Origin of the sequence: Bacillus sp. Xin1 (assembly GCF_013314535.1) — a bacterium.
Classification (GTDB): Bacteria; Bacillota; Bacilli; order Bacillales; family Bacillaceae_G; genus Bacillus_A.
Map to the genome: position 1 here is coordinate 251,234 of NZ_JABUAE010000002.1, position 23,378 is coordinate 274,611.

General features: G+C 36.3%; 25 protein-coding genes, 2 riboswitches and 1 other annotated feature. Of the genes, 22 read left to right on the forward strand and 3 right to left on the reverse strand.

What is annotated here, in order from left to right:
- Window positions 1-16 precede the first annotated feature (16 nt).
- From hisD to HRG09_RS04450, 10 genes are all read left to right on the forward strand, one after another.
- A complete protein-coding gene (hisD, locus tag HRG09_RS04405) occupies window positions 17-1,306 on the forward strand; it encodes a histidinol dehydrogenase (RefSeq protein ID WP_174099537.1) in 1,290 nt (429 codons plus the stop codon).
- A complete protein-coding gene (gene hisB, locus HRG09_RS04410) occupies window positions 1,306-1,890 on the forward strand; it encodes an imidazoleglycerol-phosphate dehydratase HisB (protein ID WP_174099538.1) in 585 nt (194 codons plus the stop codon). The genes hisD and hisB overlap by 1 nt, the downstream gene beginning before the upstream one ends.
- Window positions 1,891-2,520, forward strand: a complete 630-nt coding sequence (hisH, locus tag HRG09_RS04415; RefSeq protein ID WP_174099539.1) for an imidazole glycerol phosphate synthase subunit HisH — start codon at window positions 1,891-1,893, stop codon at window positions 2,518-2,520.
- Complete coding sequence (hisA, locus tag HRG09_RS04420; RefSeq protein WP_174099540.1) at window positions 2,493-3,212, forward strand: 1-(5-phosphoribosyl)-5-[(5-phosphoribosylamino)methylideneamino]imidazole-4-carboxamide isomerase; 720 nt, start codon at window positions 2,493-2,495, stop codon at window positions 3,210-3,212. Before hisH ends, hisA begins: the two co-directional genes overlap by 28 nt.
- Window positions 3,206-3,964 (forward strand): imidazole glycerol phosphate synthase subunit HisF, encoded by a 759-nt coding sequence (gene hisF / locus HRG09_RS04425; RefSeq protein ID WP_174099541.1) that lies wholly within the window; start codon window positions 3,206-3,208, stop codon window positions 3,962-3,964. Before hisA ends, hisF begins: the two co-directional genes overlap by 7 nt.
- On the forward strand, window positions 3,961-4,266 hold the full coding sequence (gene hisI / locus HRG09_RS04430; RefSeq protein ID WP_174099542.1) for a phosphoribosyl-AMP cyclohydrolase: 306 nt from the start codon (window positions 3,961-3,963) through the stop codon (window positions 4,264-4,266). The genes hisF and hisI overlap by 4 nt, the downstream gene beginning before the upstream one ends.
- Before the next feature lie 13 nt (window positions 4,267-4,279).
- A complete protein-coding gene (gene hisE / locus HRG09_RS04435; protein ID WP_174099543.1) occupies window positions 4,280-4,603 on the forward strand; it encodes a phosphoribosyl-ATP diphosphatase in 324 nt (107 codons plus the stop codon).
- 12 nt (window positions 4,604-4,615) lie between these two features.
- Window positions 4,616-5,638, forward strand: coding sequence for a histidinol phosphate phosphatase domain-containing protein (locus HRG09_RS04440; protein ID WP_174099544.1), 1,023 nt, complete (start codon window positions 4,616-4,618; stop codon window positions 5,636-5,638).
- A gap of 68 nt (window positions 5,639-5,706) precedes the next feature.
- Window positions 5,707-5,871, forward strand: a complete 165-nt coding sequence (locus HRG09_RS04445) for a DUF4025 domain-containing protein (RefSeq protein ID WP_174099545.1) — start codon at window positions 5,707-5,709, stop codon at window positions 5,869-5,871.
- A gap of 151 nt (window positions 5,872-6,022) precedes the next feature.
- On the forward strand, window positions 6,023-6,994 hold the full coding sequence (locus tag HRG09_RS04450) for a 2-hydroxyacid dehydrogenase family protein (protein ID WP_174099546.1): 972 nt from the start codon (window positions 6,023-6,025) through the stop codon (window positions 6,992-6,994).
- A gap of 31 nt (window positions 6,995-7,025) precedes the next feature.
- On the opposite strand, the gene pssA is transcribed toward HRG09_RS04450, so the two are convergent.
- Both pssA and HRG09_RS04460 read right to left on the reverse strand, forming a co-directional pair.
- Entirely contained in the window at window positions 7,026-7,733 is a 708-nt protein-coding gene (gene pssA / locus HRG09_RS04455; protein WP_098337605.1) for a CDP-diacylglycerol--serine O-phosphatidyltransferase, read from the reverse strand.
- Between the two features lie 416 nt (window positions 7,734-8,149).
- A complete protein-coding gene (locus HRG09_RS04460; RefSeq protein WP_174099547.1) occupies window positions 8,150-10,036 on the reverse strand; it encodes an LTA synthase family protein in 1,887 nt (628 codons plus the stop codon).
- Window positions 10,037-10,314: 278 nt separating this feature from the next.
- Here HRG09_RS04460 and HRG09_RS04465 point away from each other — a divergent pair, with 278 nt between their 5' ends.
- From HRG09_RS04465 to HRG09_RS04520, 12 genes are all read left to right on the forward strand, one after another.
- Window positions 10,315-10,713: a DUF3888 domain-containing protein gene (locus HRG09_RS04465; protein ID WP_174099548.1), complete on the forward strand. Its 399-nt coding sequence runs from the start codon at window positions 10,315-10,317 to the stop codon at window positions 10,711-10,713.
- Between the two features lie 88 nt (window positions 10,714-10,801).
- Window positions 10,802-10,984, forward strand: a riboswitch (Lysine riboswitch).
- Between the two features lie 182 nt (window positions 10,985-11,166).
- Window positions 11,167-12,483, forward strand: coding sequence for a diaminopimelate decarboxylase (gene lysA, locus HRG09_RS04470; RefSeq protein ID WP_174099549.1), 1,317 nt, complete (start codon window positions 11,167-11,169; stop codon window positions 12,481-12,483).
- A 115-nt stretch (window positions 12,484-12,598) separates the two neighbouring features.
- Window positions 12,599-12,706: riboswitch (SAM riboswitch) on the forward strand.
- 70 nt (window positions 12,707-12,776) lie between these two features.
- Window positions 12,777-12,920 carry a YezD family protein gene (locus tag HRG09_RS04475; protein WP_003196202.1) on the forward strand — a complete coding sequence of 48 codons (144 nt, stop codon included), beginning with the start codon at window positions 12,777-12,779 and terminating at the stop codon, window positions 12,918-12,920.
- A gap of 85 nt (window positions 12,921-13,005) precedes the next feature.
- The gene (locus tag HRG09_RS04480; protein ID WP_174099550.1) at window positions 13,006-13,710 is read left to right on the forward strand and encodes a phosphoadenylyl-sulfate reductase; all 705 of its coding nucleotides are present in this window, start codon (window positions 13,006-13,008) and stop codon (window positions 13,708-13,710) included.
- Between the two features lie 45 nt (window positions 13,711-13,755).
- Window positions 13,756-14,892, forward strand: coding sequence for a sulfate adenylyltransferase (sat, locus tag HRG09_RS04485; RefSeq protein WP_174099551.1), 1,137 nt, complete (start codon window positions 13,756-13,758; stop codon window positions 14,890-14,892).
- Window positions 14,893-14,904: 12 nt separating this feature from the next.
- On the forward strand, window positions 14,905-15,498 hold the full coding sequence (cysC, locus tag HRG09_RS04490; RefSeq protein ID WP_174099552.1) for an adenylyl-sulfate kinase: 594 nt from the start codon (window positions 14,905-14,907) through the stop codon (window positions 15,496-15,498).
- 11 nt (window positions 15,499-15,509) lie between these two features.
- A complete protein-coding gene (locus HRG09_RS04495; RefSeq protein ID WP_174099553.1) occupies window positions 15,510-17,132 on the forward strand; it encodes a nitrite/sulfite reductase in 1,623 nt (540 codons plus the stop codon).
- An 11-nt stretch (window positions 17,133-17,143) separates the two neighbouring features.
- Entirely contained in the window at window positions 17,144-17,356 is a 213-nt protein-coding gene (locus HRG09_RS04500) for a DUF3906 family protein (RefSeq protein WP_174099554.1), read from the forward strand.
- 232 nt (window positions 17,357-17,588) lie between these two features.
- Window positions 17,589-18,365 (forward strand): uroporphyrinogen-III C-methyltransferase, encoded by a 777-nt coding sequence (gene cobA, locus HRG09_RS04505; protein ID WP_174099555.1) that lies wholly within the window; start codon window positions 17,589-17,591, stop codon window positions 18,363-18,365.
- A 1-nt stretch (window position 18,366) separates the two neighbouring features.
- A complete protein-coding gene (locus HRG09_RS04510) occupies window positions 18,367-19,119 on the forward strand; it encodes a sirohydrochlorin chelatase (RefSeq protein ID WP_174099556.1) in 753 nt (250 codons plus the stop codon).
- Window positions 19,094-19,705 carry an NAD(P)-binding protein gene (locus HRG09_RS04515; RefSeq protein WP_174099557.1) on the forward strand — a complete coding sequence of 204 codons (612 nt, stop codon included), beginning with the start codon at window positions 19,094-19,096 and terminating at the stop codon, window positions 19,703-19,705. Before HRG09_RS04510 ends, HRG09_RS04515 begins: the two co-directional genes overlap by 26 nt.
- A 66-nt stretch (window positions 19,706-19,771) precedes the next feature.
- Window positions 19,772-20,018: a binding site (T-box leader), on the forward strand.
- Between the two features lie 111 nt (window positions 20,019-20,129).
- Complete coding sequence (locus tag HRG09_RS04520) at window positions 20,130-21,488, forward strand: sodium-dependent transporter (RefSeq protein WP_174099558.1); 1,359 nt, start codon at window positions 20,130-20,132, stop codon at window positions 21,486-21,488.
- 223 nt (window positions 21,489-21,711) lie between these two features.
- Here the strand turns inward: HRG09_RS04520 and HRG09_RS04525 are convergent, their stop codons facing one another.
- A complete protein-coding gene (locus HRG09_RS04525; RefSeq protein WP_174099559.1) occupies window positions 21,712-22,980 on the reverse strand; it encodes a murein hydrolase activator EnvC family protein in 1,269 nt (422 codons plus the stop codon).
- Window positions 22,981-23,378: the final 398 nt, after the last annotated feature.

Genomic DNA, 23,378 nt, shown 5'->3' on the forward strand with positions numbered 1-23,378 from the left:
AAAAGGAGGGATTGTCATGGAGGTTATTTATAAAGATTATACGGAAGCGCTGAAGAGAATAAAGCAGCTCAGAGAGCAGGCTAATATAATAGAAGAAACTATACAATTACGTGTAAGAGAAATTGTTGAACAAGTGAGAGAAAGGAAAGATGAAGCACTAATTTCTTATACAAAAACCTTTGATGGTGCCAAGATAACACAGTTTCACGTTACAAAAGAAGAAATCGAAAAAGCGAATAAATATGTAGATATTTCATTTCTAGAAGCATTGCAAGAAGCAAAGAAAAACATCATTTCATACCATGAAAAACAAAAAAGACAATCCTTTGTAGATTGTGAAAATGAAGGTGTGATTCGTGGGCAATTAATTAGACCGTTACAAACAGTTGGTGTATATGTGCCAGGAGGAACGGCATCTTATCCTTCATCTGTACTCATGAATGTATTACCTGCCAAAATTGCAGGTGTTCAGAAAGTTATCATGGTTACACCACCGGGAAAAGAGGGGATAGATCCTCATATTTTAGCAGCTGCTGAAATTGCCGGTGTAGACGAAATCTATACAGTAGGTGGAGCGCAAGCTATTGCAGCGTTAGCATATGGAACGGAATCGATTCCGAAAGTCGATAAAATTGTCGGTCCGGGGAATATATATGTGGCTTTTGCAAAACGTGAGGTGTTTGGAGCGGTTCATATTGATATGATTGCAGGTCCATCTGAAATCGTCGTAATTGCTGATAAAACGGGGAATGCATCTTTTATCGCAGCAGATTTGTTATCTCAAGCCGAACATGATGTGAGAGCAACAGCGATTTGTATTACAACTTGTACCGAATTGGCTAAAGAGATAGAAAGCGAAATAAAAGTACAACTCCAGGCATTACCAAGAAGGGAAATAGCTCGTGAATCAATAGAAAGAAATGGAGCAGTTCTCGTCGTTCCTTCACTAGAGGATGCGTTTCAATTGTCGAATGAGATAGCACCAGAGCATTTAGAGTTACACATCAATGAACCGATGAATGCCTTGGGCTATATTAAACATGCTGGTTCGATTTTTATTGGTCCATATGCCCCAGAACCGCTTGGAGATTATTTTGCAGGCCCAAATCATGTACTGCCAACAAGTGGAACGGCACGTTTCTTTTCGCCCTTATCAGTAGATGATTTTGTGAAGAAATCAAGCTTTGTATCATACACGAAAGAGGCGTTACAAAACGTTCAACATCATATTACAACACTCGCGGATAAAGAGGGATTACATGCACATGCAAGAGCAATTCAAATTCGGTTTGAGGAGGAGGAATAATGCGCGAAGCAAGTCAAATACGAGGAACGACAGAAACAAAAATTAAACTGAGTTTACAACTAGATGAAAGTACAAACGTTTCAATTCAAACGGGTGTTGGTTTCTTTGATCATATGTTAACTTTGTTTGCGAAGCACGGCCGATTTGGTTTGCAAATTGAAGCAGAGGGTGATGTATTTGTTGACGCTCATCATACTGTTGAAGACGTTGGGATTGTGCTTGGAAACTGTTTGAAAGAAGTATTGCAAAATAAGGAAGGTATTAACCGCTATGGATCGGCATATGTACCAATGGATGAAGCGTTAGGTTTTGCTGCGATTGATATAAGCGGTAGATCTTATCTTGTGTTTCAAGGTGAACTGAAGAATCCTAAGTTAGGAGATTTTGATACAGAGCTGACAGAGGAATTTTTCAGAGCGGTTGCGCATGCGGCGAATATAACGCTACATGTCCGCATTTTATATGGAAGTAATACGCATCACAAAATTGAAGCGTTATTTAAAGCATTTGGGCGTGCATTGCGCGAAGCAGTAGACAAAAATGAAAAAATTGTTGGTGTAAATTCTACGAAAGGACTGTTGTAATTGATTGCCATTGTAGATTATGGGATGGGGAATATTCGTAGTGTTGAACAAGCGTTAACACGTATTGGGGCTGAGCATATTGTAACAGATGATAAAGAAAGAATATTACAAAGTGACGGTGTGATCTTACCGGGAGTTGGAGCTTTTCCAAAAGCAATGATTGCCCTGCAGGAAAAAGATCTTGTTTCAGTGATGCAAGAAATTGGGAGGCAAGAGAAACCGCTCCTTGGAATTTGTTTAGGGATGCAACTTTTATTTGAAGAGAGTGAAGAGATAGAGAGAACAAAAGGTTTAGGTTTGTTACCTGGAATGATCAGAAAGCTGGAAGTTCCTTATAAAATACCGCACATGGGCTGGAATCAATTAAAGAAGAAGCGGGAAATTGAGTTGTGGAATGGAGTTGAAGATGGTTCGTTTGTGTATTATGTTCATTCTTATTATGCAGATTGTCCAGCTGAGGTTGTATGTGGCAGTAGCGACTATGAGATTGATATTCCAGGATTTGTTGCGAAAGGGAATATATTTGGAGCGCAGTTTCACCCTGAAAAAAGTGGTGATATCGGGATACAAATATTAAGAAATTTTAAAGGAGTGGTAGAATCATGGAAATCTTCCCAGCTATCGATTTAAAACAAGGACGATGTGTTAGGCTGTATCAAGGAGAATTTCAAAAGGAAACGGTTATGAATGAAAATCCAGTTGCTCAAGCGTTATTGTTTGAAAAGTTAGGAGCAAGAACGTTGCACATTGTTGACCTTGATGGAGCGGTTGCTGGTCAATCAATGAATCTTTCCGTAATTGAAGATATATGTAAAGCGGTTCGGATTCCGGTTCAAGTAGGCGGAGGAATACGTTCTATTGAAACAATTGAAATGTTACTGTCAGTAGGAGTAGAAAAGGTTATTTTAGGAACGGCAGCATTGTATGATCGCCCTTTTTTAGAAGAAGCAGTTCGTTTATATGGAGAAAACATTGTTGTTGGTATTGATGCGAAAAATGGTTACGTTGCAACGAGAGGTTGGTTAGATGTGTCTGAAATTTCTTACATTGAACTTGCAAAGAAAATGGAGAGTACCGGTGTACAAACAATCATTTTTACCGATATTGCAAAAGACGGTACGTTAGAGGGACCAAATTTTGAGCAATTACAATTACTACAGACGGCCGTGGACATTCGCATTGTTGCATCGGGCGGAGTTTGCTCATTGCAAGATGTACAGAAATTAAAAGATATGAATGTATATGGCGTTATTATCGGAAAAGCGTTATATGAAAAAACAATTGATTTAGAAGAGGCATTGCAGGTGACCAAGATATGTTAACGAAGCGAATCATTCCATGTTTAGATGTAAAAGCTGGGCGTGTTGTAAAGGGTGTGAATTTTGTAGGACTACAAGATGTAGGGGATCCCGTTGAAATAGCCGATTTATACAATCAAGCAGGTGCAGATGAAATTGTTTTTTTAGATATCACTGCTACGCATGAAGGAAGAAAAACGATTGTGGATGTTGTAGAGAGAGCGGCGGCAAAAGTGTTTATTCCACTTACAGTTGGAGGTGGCATTTCATCGGTTCAAGATATGTATACGTTACTAAGAGCAGGTGCGGACAAAATTTCAATTAACTCAGCTGCAGTGCGAAATCCAAAGTTAATTCAGGAGGGAGCCGAACATTTCGGTTCGCAATGTATTGTGGTCGCAATTGATGCAAGAGAAGTAAAAGAAAATAAGTGGAATGTATATGTAAACGGTGGACGGATTGATACGGGAGTCGATGCTGTACAATGGGCAAAACAGGTAGAACAATTAGGTGCTGGCGAAATTTTACTTACGAGTATGGATGCAGATGGGACGAAGGATGGCTATGACCTTCGTTTAACAGAAACAATTTCACAAGTTGTTTCAATTCCAGTTATTGCGTCAGGGGGGGGTGGCAGCGCTGAGCATATTGTAAAGGTGTTTCAAAAAACGTCAGTAAATGCTGCATTAGCAGCCTCTATTTTTCACTATGGTGAGGCAACCATTCAAGAGGTGAAGCGAAAATTACAAGGAGCGAAGATTGAGGTGAGATTATGATACCTGATTTCTCAAAGGGATTGTTGCCGGCTATTGTGGTAGAAGAAGAAACAAAAGAAGTTTTGATGTTAGCATATATGAATGAAGAAGCGTATAAAAAAACGTTAGAAACGAAGAAAACATGGTTTTATTCGCGTTCCCGGCAAGCATTATGGAATAAAGGGGAAACGTCAGGGCACGTGCAGTATGTTCAATCACTCTATTTAGATTGTGATCAAGATTCGATTGTAATTATTGTTAAGCAAGTAGGACCAGCTTGTCACACAGGAAAGAAAACATGCTTTCATTATAAGATCATATAAGGGGGAACTGAAGGTGGGAGACGTACTGAAGTCGTTATATGAAATAATTCAAATACGGAAAGAAAATCCAATTTCGGAATCATATACAAATTATTTATTTATAAAAGGTGAAGATAAAATTTTGAAAAAAATAGGAGAAGAATGTACAGAAGTTGTAATAGCTGCAAAAAATGATAATAAAGAAGAGCTTGTAAAAGAAATGGTCGATGTCATCTATCACTGTTTTGTTTTATTAGTTGAAAAAAATGTTTCGTTAGAAGATGTGTTAGAAGAAGTGAAGGAGAGACAAGGGAAGCTCTCAAAAATAGGGGGACGAAAAGAAATTGATACGTTATAAGGGGGAGAGCGTATGAAAGTAGATTATCACCTTCATTTAGAAGAGGGACCGTATTCGCTAGGCTGGCTGGCGAGAATAAATGAATCGATAGAATATTTTCAACCACTCAAAGAAGAAAAACATTCTATGAAGTGGCTTATGAAAACACAAGAACGTTTAAAAAAACGTGTGGAAGAAGGTCCATTTACAGCAGAATGGATTGATTTTTATTTAGAAGAAGCGTTGCGAAAAGGAATAAAAGAAGTGGGGATTGTTGATCACTTATATCGTTTTTATGAGGCAAAGGAGTACTACGAAAAATATGTGGATATTAGTGATTCAAAGCTGGGTTATTTGCAGAAAGAATGGTTAGATCAAGTGCGAGTAACATCGATTCACGATTTTACAAAGGCAATCCAAGAAGCAAAAGAGCGGTGGGAAAAACAGGGAGTCGTGCTGCGCCTCGGGATTGAAGCTGATTATTTTATTGGTGGCGAGCAAGAACTAGAAGATTTATTAACATTAGGTGATTGGGATTACGTCATTGGATCGGTACATTTTATTGAAGGGTGGGGATTTGATAACCCAGATACGAAAGAATATTTTGAAAACCATGAGTTGAATGAATTATATGATGTGTTTTTTGAAACAGTGGAAAAAGCAATTCATTCCAAGTTATTTGATATTGTAGCTCATCTTGATAATATAAAAGTATTTAATTATCGATTAGATGAAAATGTACAGATTCCTTATTACGAAAGAATTGCTCAGGCATTAGTAGAGACAAATACAGCAACGGAGGTAAATGCAGGGTTATATTATCGTTATCCTGTTCGAGAAATGTGTCCAAGTCCACTTTATTTGCAAGTATTGGCAAAGCATAAAGTACCTATTACTCTTTCATCAGATGCTCATTATCCAAATGATTTAGGAAATTATGTTTGGGAAAATGTGAAAACATTACGTAATCATGGTATTTCTCATGTTGCTACATTTGAAAAACGGATGAGGAAGATGCAAAGGATAGAAAATGAACCGACAACTGTTTCAACGTAAAAATGATTTTGTGATGAAAACCTTTCTTTTTGTTCAAAATAAGAAGGAATGATAAAGGAGGGTTTGAAATGCAAAAACAACAAAATAAACAGAACTTACAAGTGACGAATCAAAGCTATACTTCCCAAACGAACGAGGAAGTCAATTCTGTAACCCAAGAACAAATTAGTGATACGGTTGCAGAAGGGACAATTGATGCAAAACTTGAAAAGCAATCGAGTGAAGAACAATAAGTAAAAAGGGGAGATAAATATCTCCTCTTTTCTTATGAGAAAAAGTGTCAGTTTTCAGAACTATAATCAAATTCCTTGGCTTTTTTAACTTAGATTTCTTACAATATAATATAGGGAAATTCCTATTTTTTAATAGAAGAGGTGCTTGGTAATGGCAAAAATATTAGTAGCAGGAAAAATTCCAGAAATCGGACTTAGACTATTACAAAATTATGATGTAGAAATGTATGATAAAGAAGAATTAATTAGTGCCGAAGAATTAGTAAAGCGGGTTCAGGATAAAGATGCACTGTTAAGCTTACTTTCTACAAAAGTAACAAAAGAAGTCATTGATGCAGCGCCTGATTTGAAAATTATTGCTAACTATGGTGCAGGTTACGATAACATTGATTACACGTACGCAGCAGAAAAAGGAATTGCGGTTACAAATACACCGAAAGTTTCAACAGAAGCAACAGCAGAGTTAACATTTGCCCTTCTTTTAGCGGCTGCAAGGCGAATTCCAGAAGGAGATACATTATGTCGTACAGTGGGATTTAATGGCTGGGCACCACTCTTTTTCCTCGGACGAGAAGTATATGGAAAGACAATTGGGGTTATCGGTCTTGGAGAAATTGGAAAAGCTGTTGCGAAACGTGCAAAAGCATTTGGAATGAATATTATTTACACCGGCCCAAATCGTAAGCCAGAGGATGAGAACGAATTGGAAGCAACGTATGTAACGTTAGAAGAACTGTTACAAACAGCAGATTTTATTACGATTAATTGCGCGTATAATCCGAGTCTCCATCATATGATTGATGAAGAACAATTTAAAATAATGAAGAAAACGGCGTATATTATAAACGCAGCACGTGGTCCGATTATGAACGAATTAGCGCTTGCTTATGCGTTAGAAACAAATGAAATTGAGGGAGCAGCCCTTGATGTATTTGAGTTTGAACCGAAAATTACAGAGAAATTAAAGGGATTAAAAAATGTTGTTCTAACTCCACATGTTGGAAATGCAACGTTTGAAACGCGTGATGCCATGGCTGAAATGGCAGTGCGCAACATTTTAGCTGTATTAGAAGGAGAAGAATCATTAACGCCTGTAAATCAAAAGGAGTTAGTGACAAAATAAAGAAAAACCTTCCAATGTGGAAGGTTTTTCTTTATTTTTCTTTATTTGCTCGTTTTTTATGAGAAGGTCTTTGCCTAATAAATTGAGATAACATATACAAAATATAAAGTGGGACGGCAATGAATAAAAATACCGAAATGTTGCCAAAGCTTGTTTTATACATTGTATAAATAATTCCGATTAAAAAGAGTGTGACAATAATACTGTATCGTGGAATTGGCACATCTTTTAAACTTGGGATACGAATACGACTTACCATTAAAAATGCAAACGTTACAAATACTGTAATGAGGACAATTTTTGGAATGGTATGTGAAAATAGTGTCAAGAAGGCAACGAGTCCTCCTGCTGCAGTAATAGGAACGCCGGTGAAATACTTCATAGAAGTAGAGGAAGGCGTTACATTGAATCGTGCTAAACGATATGCTCCGAACAGAGGGAATAGTCCTGCTATGTATAGTCCGATAATTCCATAGTTGGAAAAAGAAGTGTAGTACATTAAAACTGCTGGTGCAGCTCCGAACGTAACAACATCTGCTAGTGAATCAAGTTCTTTCCCCATTTGTGAATCCACGCGCAATAAACGAGCAACCCGACCATCAAGACTATCTAACATCATCCCGATTAGTACTAAAATAGCAGCTGATTTATAATACCCTAAAGATGCGTAGCCGATTGATAAAAATCCACTGTATAAATTTCCGAGCGTAAATAAGTTTGGAATTGCTGCTCTATACAAAATCTGATCCCTTGCTTTCTGTAATAAATTCTTAATTAGTGTATGAAAAGTTACTTATTTTATCATACCATAAATTTCTTACCACGGACGAAAAAATTACCATTTTGTGAAAGATTTCATAAAGTGAAACCGCATTCAGTGGTTTGGTTCATTACGGTAAGCTTTCACGAGTAGTGTATCCCTCAACTACCTTTTTTAATTCCACTGAGATCTGAGACGAAGTACGAAGATTCTATATAAATCCATTTTGATTTTTCGACATATAAGTTACTGCTCTCTCCCACATAAAGATTAGGGTTTATGTCGGTTTTTAAATTTGTATTTATATAATAAAGCCATCATGTGCATGAAAGGGGAAAGCTTTAGTAAAGAAAGAAGCAACCTCAAATTGTTATCATTTGAGGTTGCTTCTAAGATTATTCAAATTTCGTTATCATTGTTCCCGTTTTATATTTATTATTAGGATCAAACCGTAATAAATCGCCATAGATAAGTTTATCAGAATAATTTAATTCTGTTTTCGTTTTTTCAATATACGGCTGGCAAATAGCTGAATCAATTGGTTCACCTGTGCTCTTTTTATAGCACATATTTTTTGTATAAACATAATCGTTTGTTACGAAACTACCATCACGCATAATCATAAGTGGGTCTTCGCTTTTCGTAAATAAATCCGTACCAAATTCAATGGATTGGTTTGTTTTAATACCAAGTAAATGAAGTAATGTTGGCTTTAGATCAATTTGTCCAGATACTTTGGAAATAGTTTTCCCTGCTTGACCAGGAACATGAATAATAAGTGGTACACGTTGCAGCTGCATCGAGTCAAATGGCGTTATAGATTCCTTACCGAGGAATTGTGCCATAGCAGCATTATGATTTTCAGAAATTCCATAATGATCTCCATAAATAACAATAACGGAATTATCGTATAATCCTTCTTCTTTTAATTGATGGATAAATAGTTTAAGAGCTTCATCTGTATAGCGAACTGTTGGGAAATAACGATTTAATACATCGCTCTCAGAATTATACTCATTAATATATTGATCTTCTGGATTTAAAAGAAATGGAAAATGATTTGTTAATGTAATAAATTTTGTATAAAACGGCTGTGGTAAAGATTTAAGTTTTGGAATTGATTGTTCGAAAAATTCTTTATCTTTTAATCCCCAACCAACAGACATTTGTTCTGTTCCGATATAATCATTTAGGTTAAAGTAACGATCATATCCAAGTGCTGGATACATTACATCTCGATTCCAAAATGTTTTATCATTCGAATGGAAGACAGCAGAATAGTATCCATGTTTCTTTAACTGCTCAGGAGTTGCTGTGTACTCATTATTTGCATGAGTAAAGAATACAGAGCCACGATCTAATGGATAGAGTGAATTTTCCACAATAAATTCGGCATCAGATGTTTTTCCTTGTCCAGTTTGATGATAAAAGTTATCGAAGTAATAACTCTCTTTTATAAACTGATTTAAAAATGGAGTGATTTCTTTTCCATTAATTTTCTTGTTGATTACAAAATTTTGTGTTGATTCCATTGAAATTAAAATGACATTTTTTCCTTTTGCAGCTCCAAATAAATTTTTATCAGTTTGTTTATCTTTTGAATTCATGTAGTTTTTAATCTCAGAAAGACCATCTCCGCTTGCGAATACACGCTCTGTAGAAGATTTAGACTGAAGTGTAATATCAAATAGATGATATGTGTATAAACCTAGATTTTTCACAACAGTTTGACGGTCAAAAGAATGTGAAAACAAATGAGGTTTATGAACAACAGCCACGATAATTTGCAATGCGAATAAAGCTGTTACACCACTAAAGAAGCTTCGTTTTTCAGATCGTGATAGCGGTGTACTATCACAAAAACTTGGAAATTTACGCGAAAGGAACATTAGAATAATTGCATCTGCAAATAGAAGTAATGTTTTGTACGTAAATAGTTCTTTAATGCTTGTTCCTAAATCCGCCATGTTATTTGTTTGGAATAGTACAGGAAATGTGACAAAGTCATTATAAAATCCATAAAACATCGCGTTTCCAAATAAAATAAATGATAGCAAAAAGCTGATGCCAATAATAAGGCGATTTCGATATTTTGTTGCGAATAAAGCTAGGCCAAAAAATAAAAGCAATGAAGCAATTGGATTAAACAAAAGCATCATTTCTTCGAAGAAGCTATCAATTTTAATATCGAAGGCTAGCTTGTACACAATATATGTTTTGATCCATAATAAAACGACTGCAACAAGTGCAAATCGTAATTTTAGAAACAAATGTTGTAACATAATATACTCCTCTCTTATACGTATGACAGTTCTAGTGATTGTACTTTAATGAATAGAAGTTTCACTTTATATATACGAACAGCCCTATATGTTTATGATTATTATACTACGTGTACTATTATATGAGAACAAAACGGAATTGTGGATGCTTTTTGTAACAATCGATTAGAAAAAGAGAAGTGGGAGACAATAAAGTGAAACTTTAATAAATGGATGGTGTATAATCCGTTGATTTAAATCGCACCATAAAAACGTTTCGTAAGGATATGGAGGTTGTAATGAGAAAGTTATTTTGTTTAGCATTATGTAGTGTTTTTATATTATTTGTTTCTCCACCAGCGATGGCGGCACAATATGATGTACTTTTGGTAGAAGATGCACTCTATTCTGTATTATTTCCGAAAATAAATGTTGCAATTGAAAAGCATTATGGAAAACTAAAGCCATATGATTGTCCGAAAATTGTGAGTCTAAAAAAAGTTTATAGTGGTACATATTTATTTCAAACAGTAATTGAAGTGACAAAATATGAAGCTGGTATAGGTGGGAAAGTACTTCCTCCATTTGAAAAAGTAAGAATTACATTTGATAATGATGAAGGAGAATGGATTGTGAAAAAAATAGATATAAAGCGCTTACCAAATGATACGAAATTGAATTGTAAAAAACCAATATAAAAAAATGTTTGACAAATAATTTATTCATTTGGTATTGTTAATACCAATATAAGATGTTTGAAAATTAAATAGACTTACCTCATCTACTCTCAAAGGTAGAGGCCGCGATAGGAAAGAGTAAGCTATGGGAGATTTAGTGGAATCTTTGATCATAGTTTGAAAGGGACTATTGCCGAAATATAAGAATGACCACCGCATTCATATATTGGGACTACATTGAATAAATGTAGTACTGTCATAAAATTTTATTTTATGGAGAGCTATTTGGAGATGTTGATGCGGTTTCTTATTTGAGAAGATAACAACTCGTTTATTTTTTCATGATACATTATTCCTAATAAGAAACGCGTGTGAACATTGTTCCGCGCGTTTTTTGTTTACCTAAAAGCGTGCTGCAATGAATAGAAGATGGTTGAGGGTATGAGTTTTAGAGGAAATAAGGGAGGAATTCAAATGTATTTACACGGCACAAGCCGAATCAATGACCAAGGACACTTAGAAATTGGAGGATGCGATACAACGCAGCTAGCAAAACAATATGGGACACCACTTTATGTATACGATGAGGCTGCTATGCGTGAAAAATGTCGCGCATTTCATCTTGCATTCCAAGAAAGTGGGTTCTCTTACCAAGTAGCATATGCAAGTAAGGCGTTCTTGTGCATGGAGATGTGCCGAGTAGCTCGTGAAGAAAATATGTCTTTAGATGTTGTTTCTGGTGGCGAATTATATACTGCTTTACAAGCTGGTTTTCCAGCATCACGTATTCATTTTCATGGTAATAATAAGACGGAAGAAGAGATTATAATGGCGCTGCGAGCAGGTATTGGCTGTTTTGTAGTAGATAATTTCTTGGAAATGGAAATATTACATGACTTAGCAGAGCGGTATGGAAAAATTGTAAATATATTAATTCGAGTTACACCTGGAGTAGAGGCGCATACACATGAATATATTACAACAGGGCAAGATGATTCGAAATTCGGTTTTGGAGTTTCTACTGGTCAGGCAATGCAGGCGATTCAAATCGCACTAGAGAAATCAAATTATAATGTGTTAGGTATTCATTCGCATATTGGATCGCAAATTTTTGAAACAGCAGGATTTGTTCGAGCGATTGAAGTATTACGGAACTTTTTAGAAGAAATAAGAAAACAAACAGGCTATGTAGTAACTGTATTAAATGTTGGTGGAGGATTTGGAATTCGCTACACAGAGTCTGATACACCGCTTACGCTTGAAACGTATGTGCATGCTGTAACGAATGCAGTGAGGGAACAATTTACAAGAAAGAATTATCCACTCCCTGAAATTTGGATTGAACCAGGGCGTAGTATTGTCGGAGATGCAGGAACAACAATTTATACAGTAGGAGCTGTAAAAGATATTCCGGGTATTCGTAAATATGTGTCAGTTGATGGAGGAATGACGGATAACTTAAGACCAGCTTTATATGGAGCACGTTATGAGGCAATGCTTGCCAATAGAGGAAGAGAAAATGCCGAAGAGATTGTATCAATTGCTGGAAAGTGTTGTGAGAGCGGGGATATGCTAATTTGGGATATAGAACTGCCACAAGTTACTTCTGGAGATTTGTTAGCAATCTCTTGTACGGGAGCATATGGATATTCTATGGCGAATAATTACAATCGCATACGCAGACCGGCTGTAGTATTTGCAAAAGGCGGGGCATCACAAGTTGTTGTCGAACGCGAAACATATGAAAATATAATTGGAAACGATCGCATACGCATAAAAGAGCTTGTATAATCAATAAAAAGGAGTTGTTCGAACTGGGCAACTCCTTTAAAAAAATAAAAAATATAAAATATATCGGAAAACTAGGATTGAAAAAAATCAGAATTATGATAAAATACAAATACAAAGCTTATCAAGAGAAGCGGAGGGAACTGGCCCTACGAAGCTCAGCAACCTGCTTATAGGAGCAAGGTGCTAAGTCCAGCAAAATGGCATCCATTTTGAAAGATAAGGTAAAATATATTACCGAACAGTCTTTTCGAAATGGGAAAGATTTTTTTTATGAATAAAAAGGGGGGCTGTTCGTGGGAGTGCGTGGACATTTTGACGAAGTAGCTGAAAAGATTCAAACGATGCTTGCGGATATGAAATATGGTTCTATTACAATTGTTGTGCAAGATGGAAAAGTGATTCAGCTTGAAAAAAGTGAAAAAGTACGCTTAAAGTAAAAAGCGCTGACTAGAAAAACTAGAGGCGGTTTTAACCTATTGTATTAGGTTAAAACCGCCTTTTTGCGTTACAGGGGGAAAAAACATGCTGACGTATGGAACATGGAAAGAGGACTTCATTTCTTTTTCTGAAGAAGATGAAACAAAAGGAGCACTGCAAGTATTAGAGTGGGCTTATAAACAGTATGAAGGTGAAATTGTATACGCATGTAGCTTTGGTGTAGAGGGAATGGTTTTGTTACATCTTATAAACCAAGTAAATCCATCTGCAAAAGTTGTTTTTTTAGATACAAACGTTCATTTTCAAGAAACATACGATTTAATTAAACGAGTACGGGAAAGGTTTCCGGATCTCGAAATTATTGAAAAGCAACCTTCGCTTACGCTTGAAGAGCAAGCAAAAAAACATGGAGATAATTTGTGGGAACATAATCCCAATCTTTGTTGTAAATTAAGGAAAATATTACCTTTAGAAGAATCTTTATCGAATGGAAAAGCGTGGATATCAGGTCTAAGAAGAGAACAATCTGAAACGAGGAAACATACAAAGTTTATCAATCAAGACCATCGCTTTCAGTCTATTAAAATTTGTCCGCTTATTCATTGGACGTGGAAGGAAGTATGGCGTTACGTATATAAGCACAATTTGCCCTATAATCCATTGCACGACATTGGTTATCCAAGTATAGGGTGTGAAAAATGTACGTTGCCTGTAGGAGATGGAGGAGATTCAAGAGACGGACGATGGGCTGGAAAGATGAAAACGGAATGTGGCCTTCATTATCAATAAGGTCATGGTTGATTTTAAATATATGTGAAAGAGGCGGACAGAAAAATGAGTAAAACAAACATATTAGTAAATCGTGTTGATGAAACATATGACACAAAAAATATTGCAAAAGAAATTGAATTAGACAAAATTGCTTTAAGTGATTTAGAGCTTCTTGCGATAGGTGGTTATAGTCCGCTTACAGGATTTTTAGGAGAAGAAGATTATCAATCTGTACTTGAAACAATGCGCTTAGCAAATGGGAGTGTATGGAGTATCCCTATTACACTACCAATAACGGAAGGAACGGCGAAACAATTAAAAATTGGTGAAGAGGTTCGTCTTGTTAAAGAAGGAATCACGTATGGCATTATTCAAATAGAAGATATTTTTACACCGGATAAAGAGAAGGAAGCATTGTTTGTTTATAAAACGACGGATATTGCTCATCCAGGTGTGAAAAAATTATATGATAGACCGAATGTTTATGTTGGAGGAACAATTACGCTTGTAAAGCGTTTGGAAAATGATAAGTTTCCTTCTTATCATTTAGATCCAAGTGAAACGCGTGCAGAATTTAAAAAGCGAGGCTGGAAAACAGTAGTGGGCTTTCAAACGAGAAACCCTGTTCATCGTGCGCATGAATATATTCAAAAGTCTGCACTGGAAATTGTAGACGGTTTATTTTTAAATCCGCTCGTTGGTGAAACGAAATCAGACGATATTCCAGCTGATGTGCGAATGGAAAGTTATGAAGTGCTTTTGAAAAATTATTATCCGGGCGATCGTGTCTTTTTAAGTGTTTTTCCGGCAGCAATGCGTTATGCGGGGCCGCGTGAAGCGATATTTCACGCACTGGTTAGAAAAAACTTTGGCTGTACACATTTCATCGTGGGGCGTGATCATGCTGGGGTAGGAAATTATTACGGTACGTACGAAGCGCAAGAGATTTTTACGAATTTTACAGTAGAAGAGTTAGGGATTACACCGCTCTTTTTTGAGCATAGCTTTTACTGTACAAAATGTGAAGCGATGGCTTCTACGAAAACATGTCCGCACGGTAAAGAAGAGCATGTTATTTTATCGGGAACGAAAGTAAGAGAAATGTTGCGAAATGGAGAAATTCCACCAAGTACATTTAGCCGTAAAGAAGTTGTAGAAATATTAATTCGTGGTTTACAAAAAGAAGTCGTTACAAAATAAGGAGAGAGTAGGATGGGAACAAATATAACTTGGCATACAGCATCTGTTTCAAAAGAAGAAAGACGAAAGAAAAGTGGCCACCACAGTTTTGTACTTTGGTTCACCGGATTATCAGCTTCTGGAAAATCAACAGTAGCAAATGCGGTTGCTGGGAAATTGTTCGAAAAAAATATTGGGAATTATGTACTAGATGGCGATAACATTCGTCATGGTTTGAATAAAGATTTAGGATTTTCCGAAAGTGATCGGACAGAAAATATTCGCCGAATTGGTGAAGTAGCGAAGTTATTTGTAGATCAAGGGACAATTGTACTAACAGCATTTATTTCTCCATTTCGAGTGGATCGTCAGCAAGTAAGAGATATTCTCGAAAAAGATGAATTTATTGAAGTATTTGTAAAGTGTCCAATAGAAGAATGTGAGAAACGTGATCCCAAAGGACTGTATAAAAAAGCGAGACAAGGTAATATTAAGCAATTTACCGGTATTGATTCGCCATATGAAGAACCTGTAGAGGCAGAAGTGGTAGTAGAAACACATCTTTATTCAATCGAACAATGTGCAGAACAAATTATCGGTTACTTACAAGAGCGTAGCTTTATATAGGGGGAATAAAAATGAGTTATGAAAAAGTGTGGGCAAACAATGAAAAGTTAAATGCTACAGAGAAAAAGAAATTAGAAAAAGATGGCTTGGAAATTTTTAAAGCTATCCCGTATTATGCTGAAAATGGGTTTGATTCTATTCCGAAAGAAGAGTGGGATTCCTTTAAATGGGCAGGATTATATTTACAACGTCCAAAAGAAGCAGGGTATTTCATGATGCGTGTAAATATTCCTTCTGGTATTTTAACGAATGAACAAGTCGAAGTATTGGCTTCTATTGCAGAAGATTATGGTCGTGACGTTCTTGATATTACTACAAGACAGGCGATTCAATTTCATTGGCTTGAAATTGGTCAAATGCCAGATATTTTTAACCGTCTAGAAAAAGTGGGATTATCAACGGCGGGAGCTTGTGGTGATATTACAAGAAATATTATTGGGAATCCTCTTGCTGGTATTGATAGTGATGAATTATTTGATACAGCACCAATTGTAAAAGAGGTATATGAGTTCTTTCAACATAATGAAGAATTTTCGAATTTGCCTCGAAAGTTTAAAATGTCAATTAGTACAAATGTATATAATGCAGCAAATGCTGAAATTAACTGTGCTGCCTTTACTCCAGCTACAAAAGAAATTGATGGAAAAATAGTGGAAGGCTTTCATTTACGAGTAGGCGGGGGATTATCTGCTCGTCCGTATTTAGCGCAGGAGTTAGATTTATTCATTCTTCCTGAACAAGTGAAGTCGGTAGCAATTGCAATTGCTACGGTTTTCCGTGATTTTGGATATCGTGAAAAGCGACATTTAGCACGTTTGAAATTTTTAGTTGCTGATTGGGGTGCGGAAAAATTCAAAGAAAAATTATTAGAATATACAGAGCCTTTACACGATAAAGGAAACGATGCTGTAAAAGGATGGAATGCAGGTTATTTCTACGGTGTTCATAAGCAAAAACAAGGTGATTTATCATACGTTGGCTTTAATGTGCCTGTTGGACGTTTACATTCTGAGGAGTTATTTGAAATTGCTAGAATTGCGAAGCAGTATGGAAATGGTGAGATTCGTACATGTAACTCGCAAAATTTTATTATTCCAAATGTTCCTGAAGAAAACGTCGAGGCACTTTTACAAGAACCATTGTTTGAATCGATTTCAGCAAAACCAAAATCATTCATTGGATATGCAGTTTCTTGTACGGGAATTGAGTATTGTAATCTCGCATTGGTAGAAACAAAAGCGCGCTTACGAAATATTGCGGACTATTTAGATACACAACTTGTACTTGATGTACCAGTTCGTATTCATATGACGGGATGTCCAAATTCATGTGGTCAAAGGCAGATTGCGGATATCGGATTACAAGGCGTGAAATTGAAGACGAAAGAAAAAGGAATTGTTGAAGCGTTTGAAATTTATGTAGGTGGTACGTTATTAGATGGTGGTGTTTATAACCAAAAATTAAAAGGGAAGATTGATGGGGAAGACCTTCCGGATGTTCTTGTATCGTTTTTAACATACTTTAAAGAACATAAACTGCCAGCTGAAACTTTTTATGAGTTTGCAGAACGCGTTGGAGTAGAAAATTTACAATCCGCGTTAAATACAATTTTAGAAAAAGTGATTGCATCTTAGGAGGGAGCAATATGGATTTGTATCGTTTTGAAGCAGTGTTGGCAAATGGTGTTGTTCCTGTAGTAGTTGTTGCACAAAGTGAGGAACAGGCATTTAGACTTGTTGAGGTAGAATTGGAGAAGTATTTTTTACCGTTGCCAGAAGTGAAGGAAATCTCTCTGCATGAAAAAAAGAAGATCCGCAAAGGTGCAGCATTTGTTATTCATGAGCAGGAGACATTGTAATACAAAATGACACCGATTTGAATAGTAACTTCCATTCGTAATAGGAATGGAAGCTTCACTTTATCCCGCACTAACGGGCAGTAATACCCTCACTTTAAGATGTTAGGAAATCAAAGAAGTTAGGTAGAGGATAACTGCCCGTAAGTGCCCGATTGGTTCAACTAACCATCAGTGGGGGATGAAACTCCCCACTGATGGAAGTTTCACTTTATAGTAGAAATGAGGAGAGATGATGGGAAAGGTATATATTGTTGGTGCAGGGCCGGGAGATCCGGATTTAATTTCTGTAAAAGGAGTAAAGTGTATCGAGCGGGCGGATGTTATTTTATACGATCGTCTTGTAAATAAAGAGTTACTTTCTTATGCGAAGCCAGATGCTGACTTAATATATTGCGGAAAACTCCCAAACTATCACACGATGAAACAAGAAACGATTCACGCCTTTCTTGTTAAATATGCAAAAAAAGGAAAAGTCGTAACGCGATTAAAAGGTGGAGATCCGTTTGTATTTGGAAGAGGTGGTGAAGAAGCAGAAGCGTTAGCGAAGCATGGTATTCCGTTTGAAATTGTACCTGGTATTACAGCAGGAATAGCTGCTTCTGCATATGCGGGGATTCCTGTAACGCACAGGGATGCGAGCGCAAGTTTTGCAGTTGTGACAGGGCATCGAAAAGAAGGTGCTGAAGAAGAAGTGAAGTGGGAGAACTTAGCGAAAGGTGTTGACACGCTTGCTGTTTATATGGGGGTAAGCAATCTTCCTTATATATGTGAACAACTTTTGAAATATGGAAAAGGAGAAAATACGCCAGTGGCTATTGTAGAGTGGGGAACTACACAATCTCAGCGAACCATTACAGGAACGTTAGGAACAATTGTAACGCTTGCTGAAAAAGAACAGGTCCAAAATCCGAGTATGATTGTAATCGGAGAAGTTGTTCGTTTCCGTGAAAAAATTCATTGGTTTGAAAAACAGGTGGACATTACGTATCCTGTAAGCGGAGTGTTATAAAATGAAAGCTGTATTATATGTATGTCACGGAAGTAGGCTGAAAGAGGCAAAAGAGGAAGCGGTAGATTTTGTTTCTGCTTGTATGAACTGTGTATCAGCTTCTATTCAAGAACTATGTTTTTTAGAATTAGCACAGCCTGATATTTCAGAAGGATTTGCTAATTGCGTAAGGAGAGGAGCAACAGAAATTGTCGTTGTTCCTATTTTTTTATTAGCAGCAGGGCATGTGAAAGAAGATATTCCAAATGAACTCCAAAAAATGCAAAATAAATATCCTCACATTGCAATTACTTACGGAAATCCGTTTGGTGTTTCAGAATCACTCGTATCCGCTACGTATAAAGGGAGCGGTATTAAAGAGTATGAAAGTGGGGTAACCTTGTTGCTTGTGGCAAGAGGGAGTAGTGATCTTGAGACGTTACAAGATATGAAACGTATTGCTTCTCTGTTTGAAAAAGAGGAGAAAGTTAAAAAGGTAGAAGTATGTTATTTAGCTGCGGCAGAGCCTAGGTTTGAGGAGAAATTAAAAGAAGTTGTAGAACGAAAAGAGGAGAATGTTGTCATTCTACCTTATTTGTTATTTACAGGCTTATTAATGAGACACATTGAGAAGGAAGTACGTGGATACCATTCTACGAATATATATGTAAGTCCTTATTTAGGAAAAAACTGTGTATTTCAAGAAATGCTAATCCAGAAAACGGAAGAAATATTAAGGGGAGATGAGTATGTATCCACTTACAGTACGAATTGAAAAGAAACGTGTTGTTGTCATTGGCGGTGGTAAAGTGGCATCATTTAAAATCGCTCCTTTATTAAAAGAAGGAGCGGATATAGTTGTAGTGAGTCGTGAATTAGATGCGAGTTTAGTAAAGCTTGTAGAATCGAAGCAAATTCGTTGGTTTCAAAAAGATTATGAAAAAGAGGATTTAGAAGGTGCTTTTTTAGTAGTGGCAGCTACAAGTGATTCAATAATAAATGAATCTATTGCAAAAGATGCATCATTAAACCAGCTTGTTAATGTAATTACCAACCCTGAAAGCGGAAATGTTCATTTTCCGGCAGCTATTCATCGAGGAAAGCTCAATGTTGCTGTTTCTACTGGAGGTGCAAGTCCGAAACTTGCGAAAAAGATTCGGGATGATATTGCTGCGAAATATGATGAGACATATGAAGAATATCTTGATTTCTTATATGAAGTGAGAATGAAAGTGAAACAATTGCCATTAGAAAAAAGAAGGCAGAATATTTTATTGCAAGAAGTATTGAAGCTTGAGTATATTCAAAACGAGCAGAAAAGGGAAAGGTTTTTACAAGAGTTAGGTGAAAGGGTCTATTAAAGAATAAATTAAATTCTTCTTTACAAATATAGCAATCTACTCTATAATCACAAGTAACTTCAATAGATGAAATCGATGAGCAAGAAGAGTACGTATATTTGATGCGTTCAGAGAGCTGGGATAAGGTGTGAGCCCGGTACGATAAAATATACAGAATGGGCTTGCGAGAGGTATGCTGAACAGATTAGTAGGCAACCCGGGTTCCGCCGTTACAAGGATAGGGTATCGGAATTTTTCCTGTACCTGAACAAGTGGGATTGTTGATCCAATTGAGGTGGTACCACGGTATTCTATTACATATATCGTCCTCTACATGCATAGTAGCATGTAGGGGACTTTTTTATTTTCTAAAGGAGGTGGGCGAGTATGAAATGAAAGTGTATAATTAAGAAAAATATAAATATTCAGAAAAGGAGAATTTACGATGAAAGAAACACAGCAATGGACGTCGAAAATTGGTTTTGTACTCGCAGCAGCCGGAGCCGCAGTAGGACTTGGAGCGATATGGAAGTTTCCATACGTTGCAGGTAATGGAGGGGGAGGAGCGTTTTTCTTAGTCTTCCTATTATTAACGTTATTTATTGGTATGCCTCTTCTTTTAGCGGAGTTTGTTATTGGCCGTAGTACACAAAAAGAAGCGGTTACTGCATATAAATTGCTAGTACCAAATAGTAAATTATATCCATGGATTGGTCGTATGGGAGTTGTTACTTGTTTTAGTGTACTATCTTTCTATAGTGTTGTAGGTGGGTGGATTTTATTATATTTATATTATAGTGTGACTGGTAACTTTTGGAGCGGGACAGTGGAATACGGAAAATTGTTCGAGCAAACAATTTCGAATCCTGTTAGTGCAGTAGGTGCTCAGTTACTCTTTATGCTTTGCACTATTTTTGTAGTAAGTAAAGGTGTAGAAAAGGGGATCGAAAAAGCAAGTAAGTATATGATGCCTCTATTATTTATTTTATTTATTGCTATTATTATTCGTTCTCTTACACTTGATGGGGCATGGGCTGGTGTTGAGTTTTTCTTAAAACCAGATTTTTCAAAACTAACAGCAGATACAATTTTGTATGCGATGGGACAATCCTTCTTTTCGCTAACAGTAGGTGCTTCGGTGATGGTAACGTATAGCTCGTACTTAAAGAAAGAAGAGCATTTAGCAAAGTCCGCAACATCAATTGTAAGTTTAACAATTTTTATTACGGTGCTTGCGGGACTAGCAATTTTCCCGGCAATCTTCGCATTAGGAGTTAAACCAACAGAGGGACCAGGCTTATTGTTTATTATTCTTCCAGCTGTGTTTGCGAAAATACCATTCGGACAATTTTTCTTTATCATGTTTTTAATTTTATTCTTCTTTGCAACGTTAACTTCTGCAATCTCAATGCTTGAAATTGTTGTTGCATCTGTCGCAAAAGATAATGAGAAAAAACGTCCTTCAGCATCATTTATTATTGGATTACTTATTTTTGCGGTTGGAATTCCATCAGCTTTATCATTCGGAGTTATGAGTGATGTGAAAGTCTTCGGAAAAACATTTTTTGATTTAGTGGATTTTGCAGTAAGTAATGTATTGCTGCCGCTAGGGGTACTAGCAATTTCATTGTTTGTACCAAATAAAATGAGTAAAGACTTATTAATGAAAGAATTAGAAGTTACAGAAACGAAAGGGAAAACATTATTTAACATATGGTTTTTCTTACTGCGTTATATTATTCCGGTAACAGTAGTAATTGTGTTTCTAAATGCAGTTGGTGTGTTTAAAATGTTTACAAAATGAGCAGGGGTTTCTCCCTGCTTTTTAGTTTGATTGTATCCCGCATTAATGGGCAGTAAGACTCTCATCTCAAGATTCAGAGAGGAATAAGGAAGATGGATGGGAGATCAACTGCCCGTAAAAGCCCGATTGGTGAGGGCTGATTAAAGTTTCATTTTATAGCAAATACTTTTCTTTATAACTTTCGTCGTAAATAAAAAAACTCGGTATGCACCGAGTTTTTTATTTATGATCCGATATAACCAGAAGGATCAACTGCATTTGTTTTACCTACATTCCATTCGCCAATATGGATTTCGAAATGTAAATGTTGCCCAGTAGATTGCCCAGTATTTCCCATGAAACCTAATTGTTGACCTTGTTTTACAGCTTGACCGACAGATACAGAGCGGCTGCTCATATGAGCGTATACTGTTGTGTATGTTTTGCCATTCATTCGATGTGATAAATAGACAACATTTCCGTAACTAGATGACATATCAGACCGAATGACAACACCATCAGCAGCTGCCATAATTGGTACTGTACCAGAAGCGGCGATATCTAAACCAGCATGGCGTCCGCGGGAAGGGTCGTTAAATCCTGAACTGAATCTTCCGGCTGCTGGTTTAATAAAGCCATTTTTATTTGTATCTTGCGGTGTTGGAGCAGTTTGTGCAGCTTCTTTAGTAGAAGCGTTTTTTTGTGCTTCTTCCGCTTTACGAGCTTCCTCAGCCTTACGAGCTTCTTCCGCTCGTTTTTCTTCTTCAATTGCTTTTTGAACAGCTTGGCGTTGATTTTCTAAAATACTTTTTGACTCTTCTAAGCCTTCAATCTCAGAATCTACTTTTGATACTTTAGTATGTAGATCGTTAATAAGTGCTTGTTGTTCTTGGTGGTTTTTCTGAAGTTCTTGTTGCTTTTGCTCCAATTTTTGCTTCGATTCGTTTAGTTGTTGTTCTTTCTTTTCAACAGCTTCTTTTTCTGTTTTTACAGTTTCTTGATCAGTTGTTTGTTTTTTTACAATCTCTGTATCGTTATTTAAAATCAAGCTAACGGAATACATATTATCAACAAGATCCGCGAAATTATTTGAGTTCATCAATACTTCAGTTACGATATTTGTTCGTGGTTTTTCTTGCATGGATTGTAGTCGTTGTTTAATGACGTCTTGACGAGTGTCGATATTTGTTTGCAATTGTTCGATACGTTTCTTCTTATCGGCAATTGTTTGTTGTGTTTTACTAATTTCTGTTTGTGTATCGTTTAAATCAGCTTCATTTTTATTGATAGAAGCTGTTAACTCATCAATCTTTTTTTGTAAGTCTTGTATTTCCTTTTCCATCTGTTCTTTTTCTGCTGACTTGTTCTGTAATTCTTGTTGGTTACCCTCTAATTCGGATTGAATATTAGATAATTTATCTTGACTTGTTTCTGCATATGTAACTGACTGCAATGGAGAAACAAAAATAGCACTTGCTGCTAATACGCTGAAAGCGACGTATTTCTTTTTCATAGTGGTCTAGCTCCTTTCCCTATGATGTATATATCATAATTGGAAGAATACTGTCTATTATTGTAATCATAATGTAACGAAAGTTTTATAAATGTACTATGAATTGTCGGGAATAAGGTAATTTTTGTATATTATTTCGTTTGATGTAATGAAAATAAAGGAGAGAGAACACCGATAAACACTTTAAGGAATCGTTCTCATGTTAGGTTTTCTGACATGGGTTTTGTTTTTGTCAAGAAAATTATTTGCGTTCACGCAAACTTATTTTGTTGTCAGATTTCATTTTTTGATTTATCATTTTTAACAGAGACAAAAAATGTAGTGAATTGTCGAATAATATGTAATACTCTTAATTTCTTAGTTTTATAGAAAAAAGAAATGTAGAGTTAATGCATGTA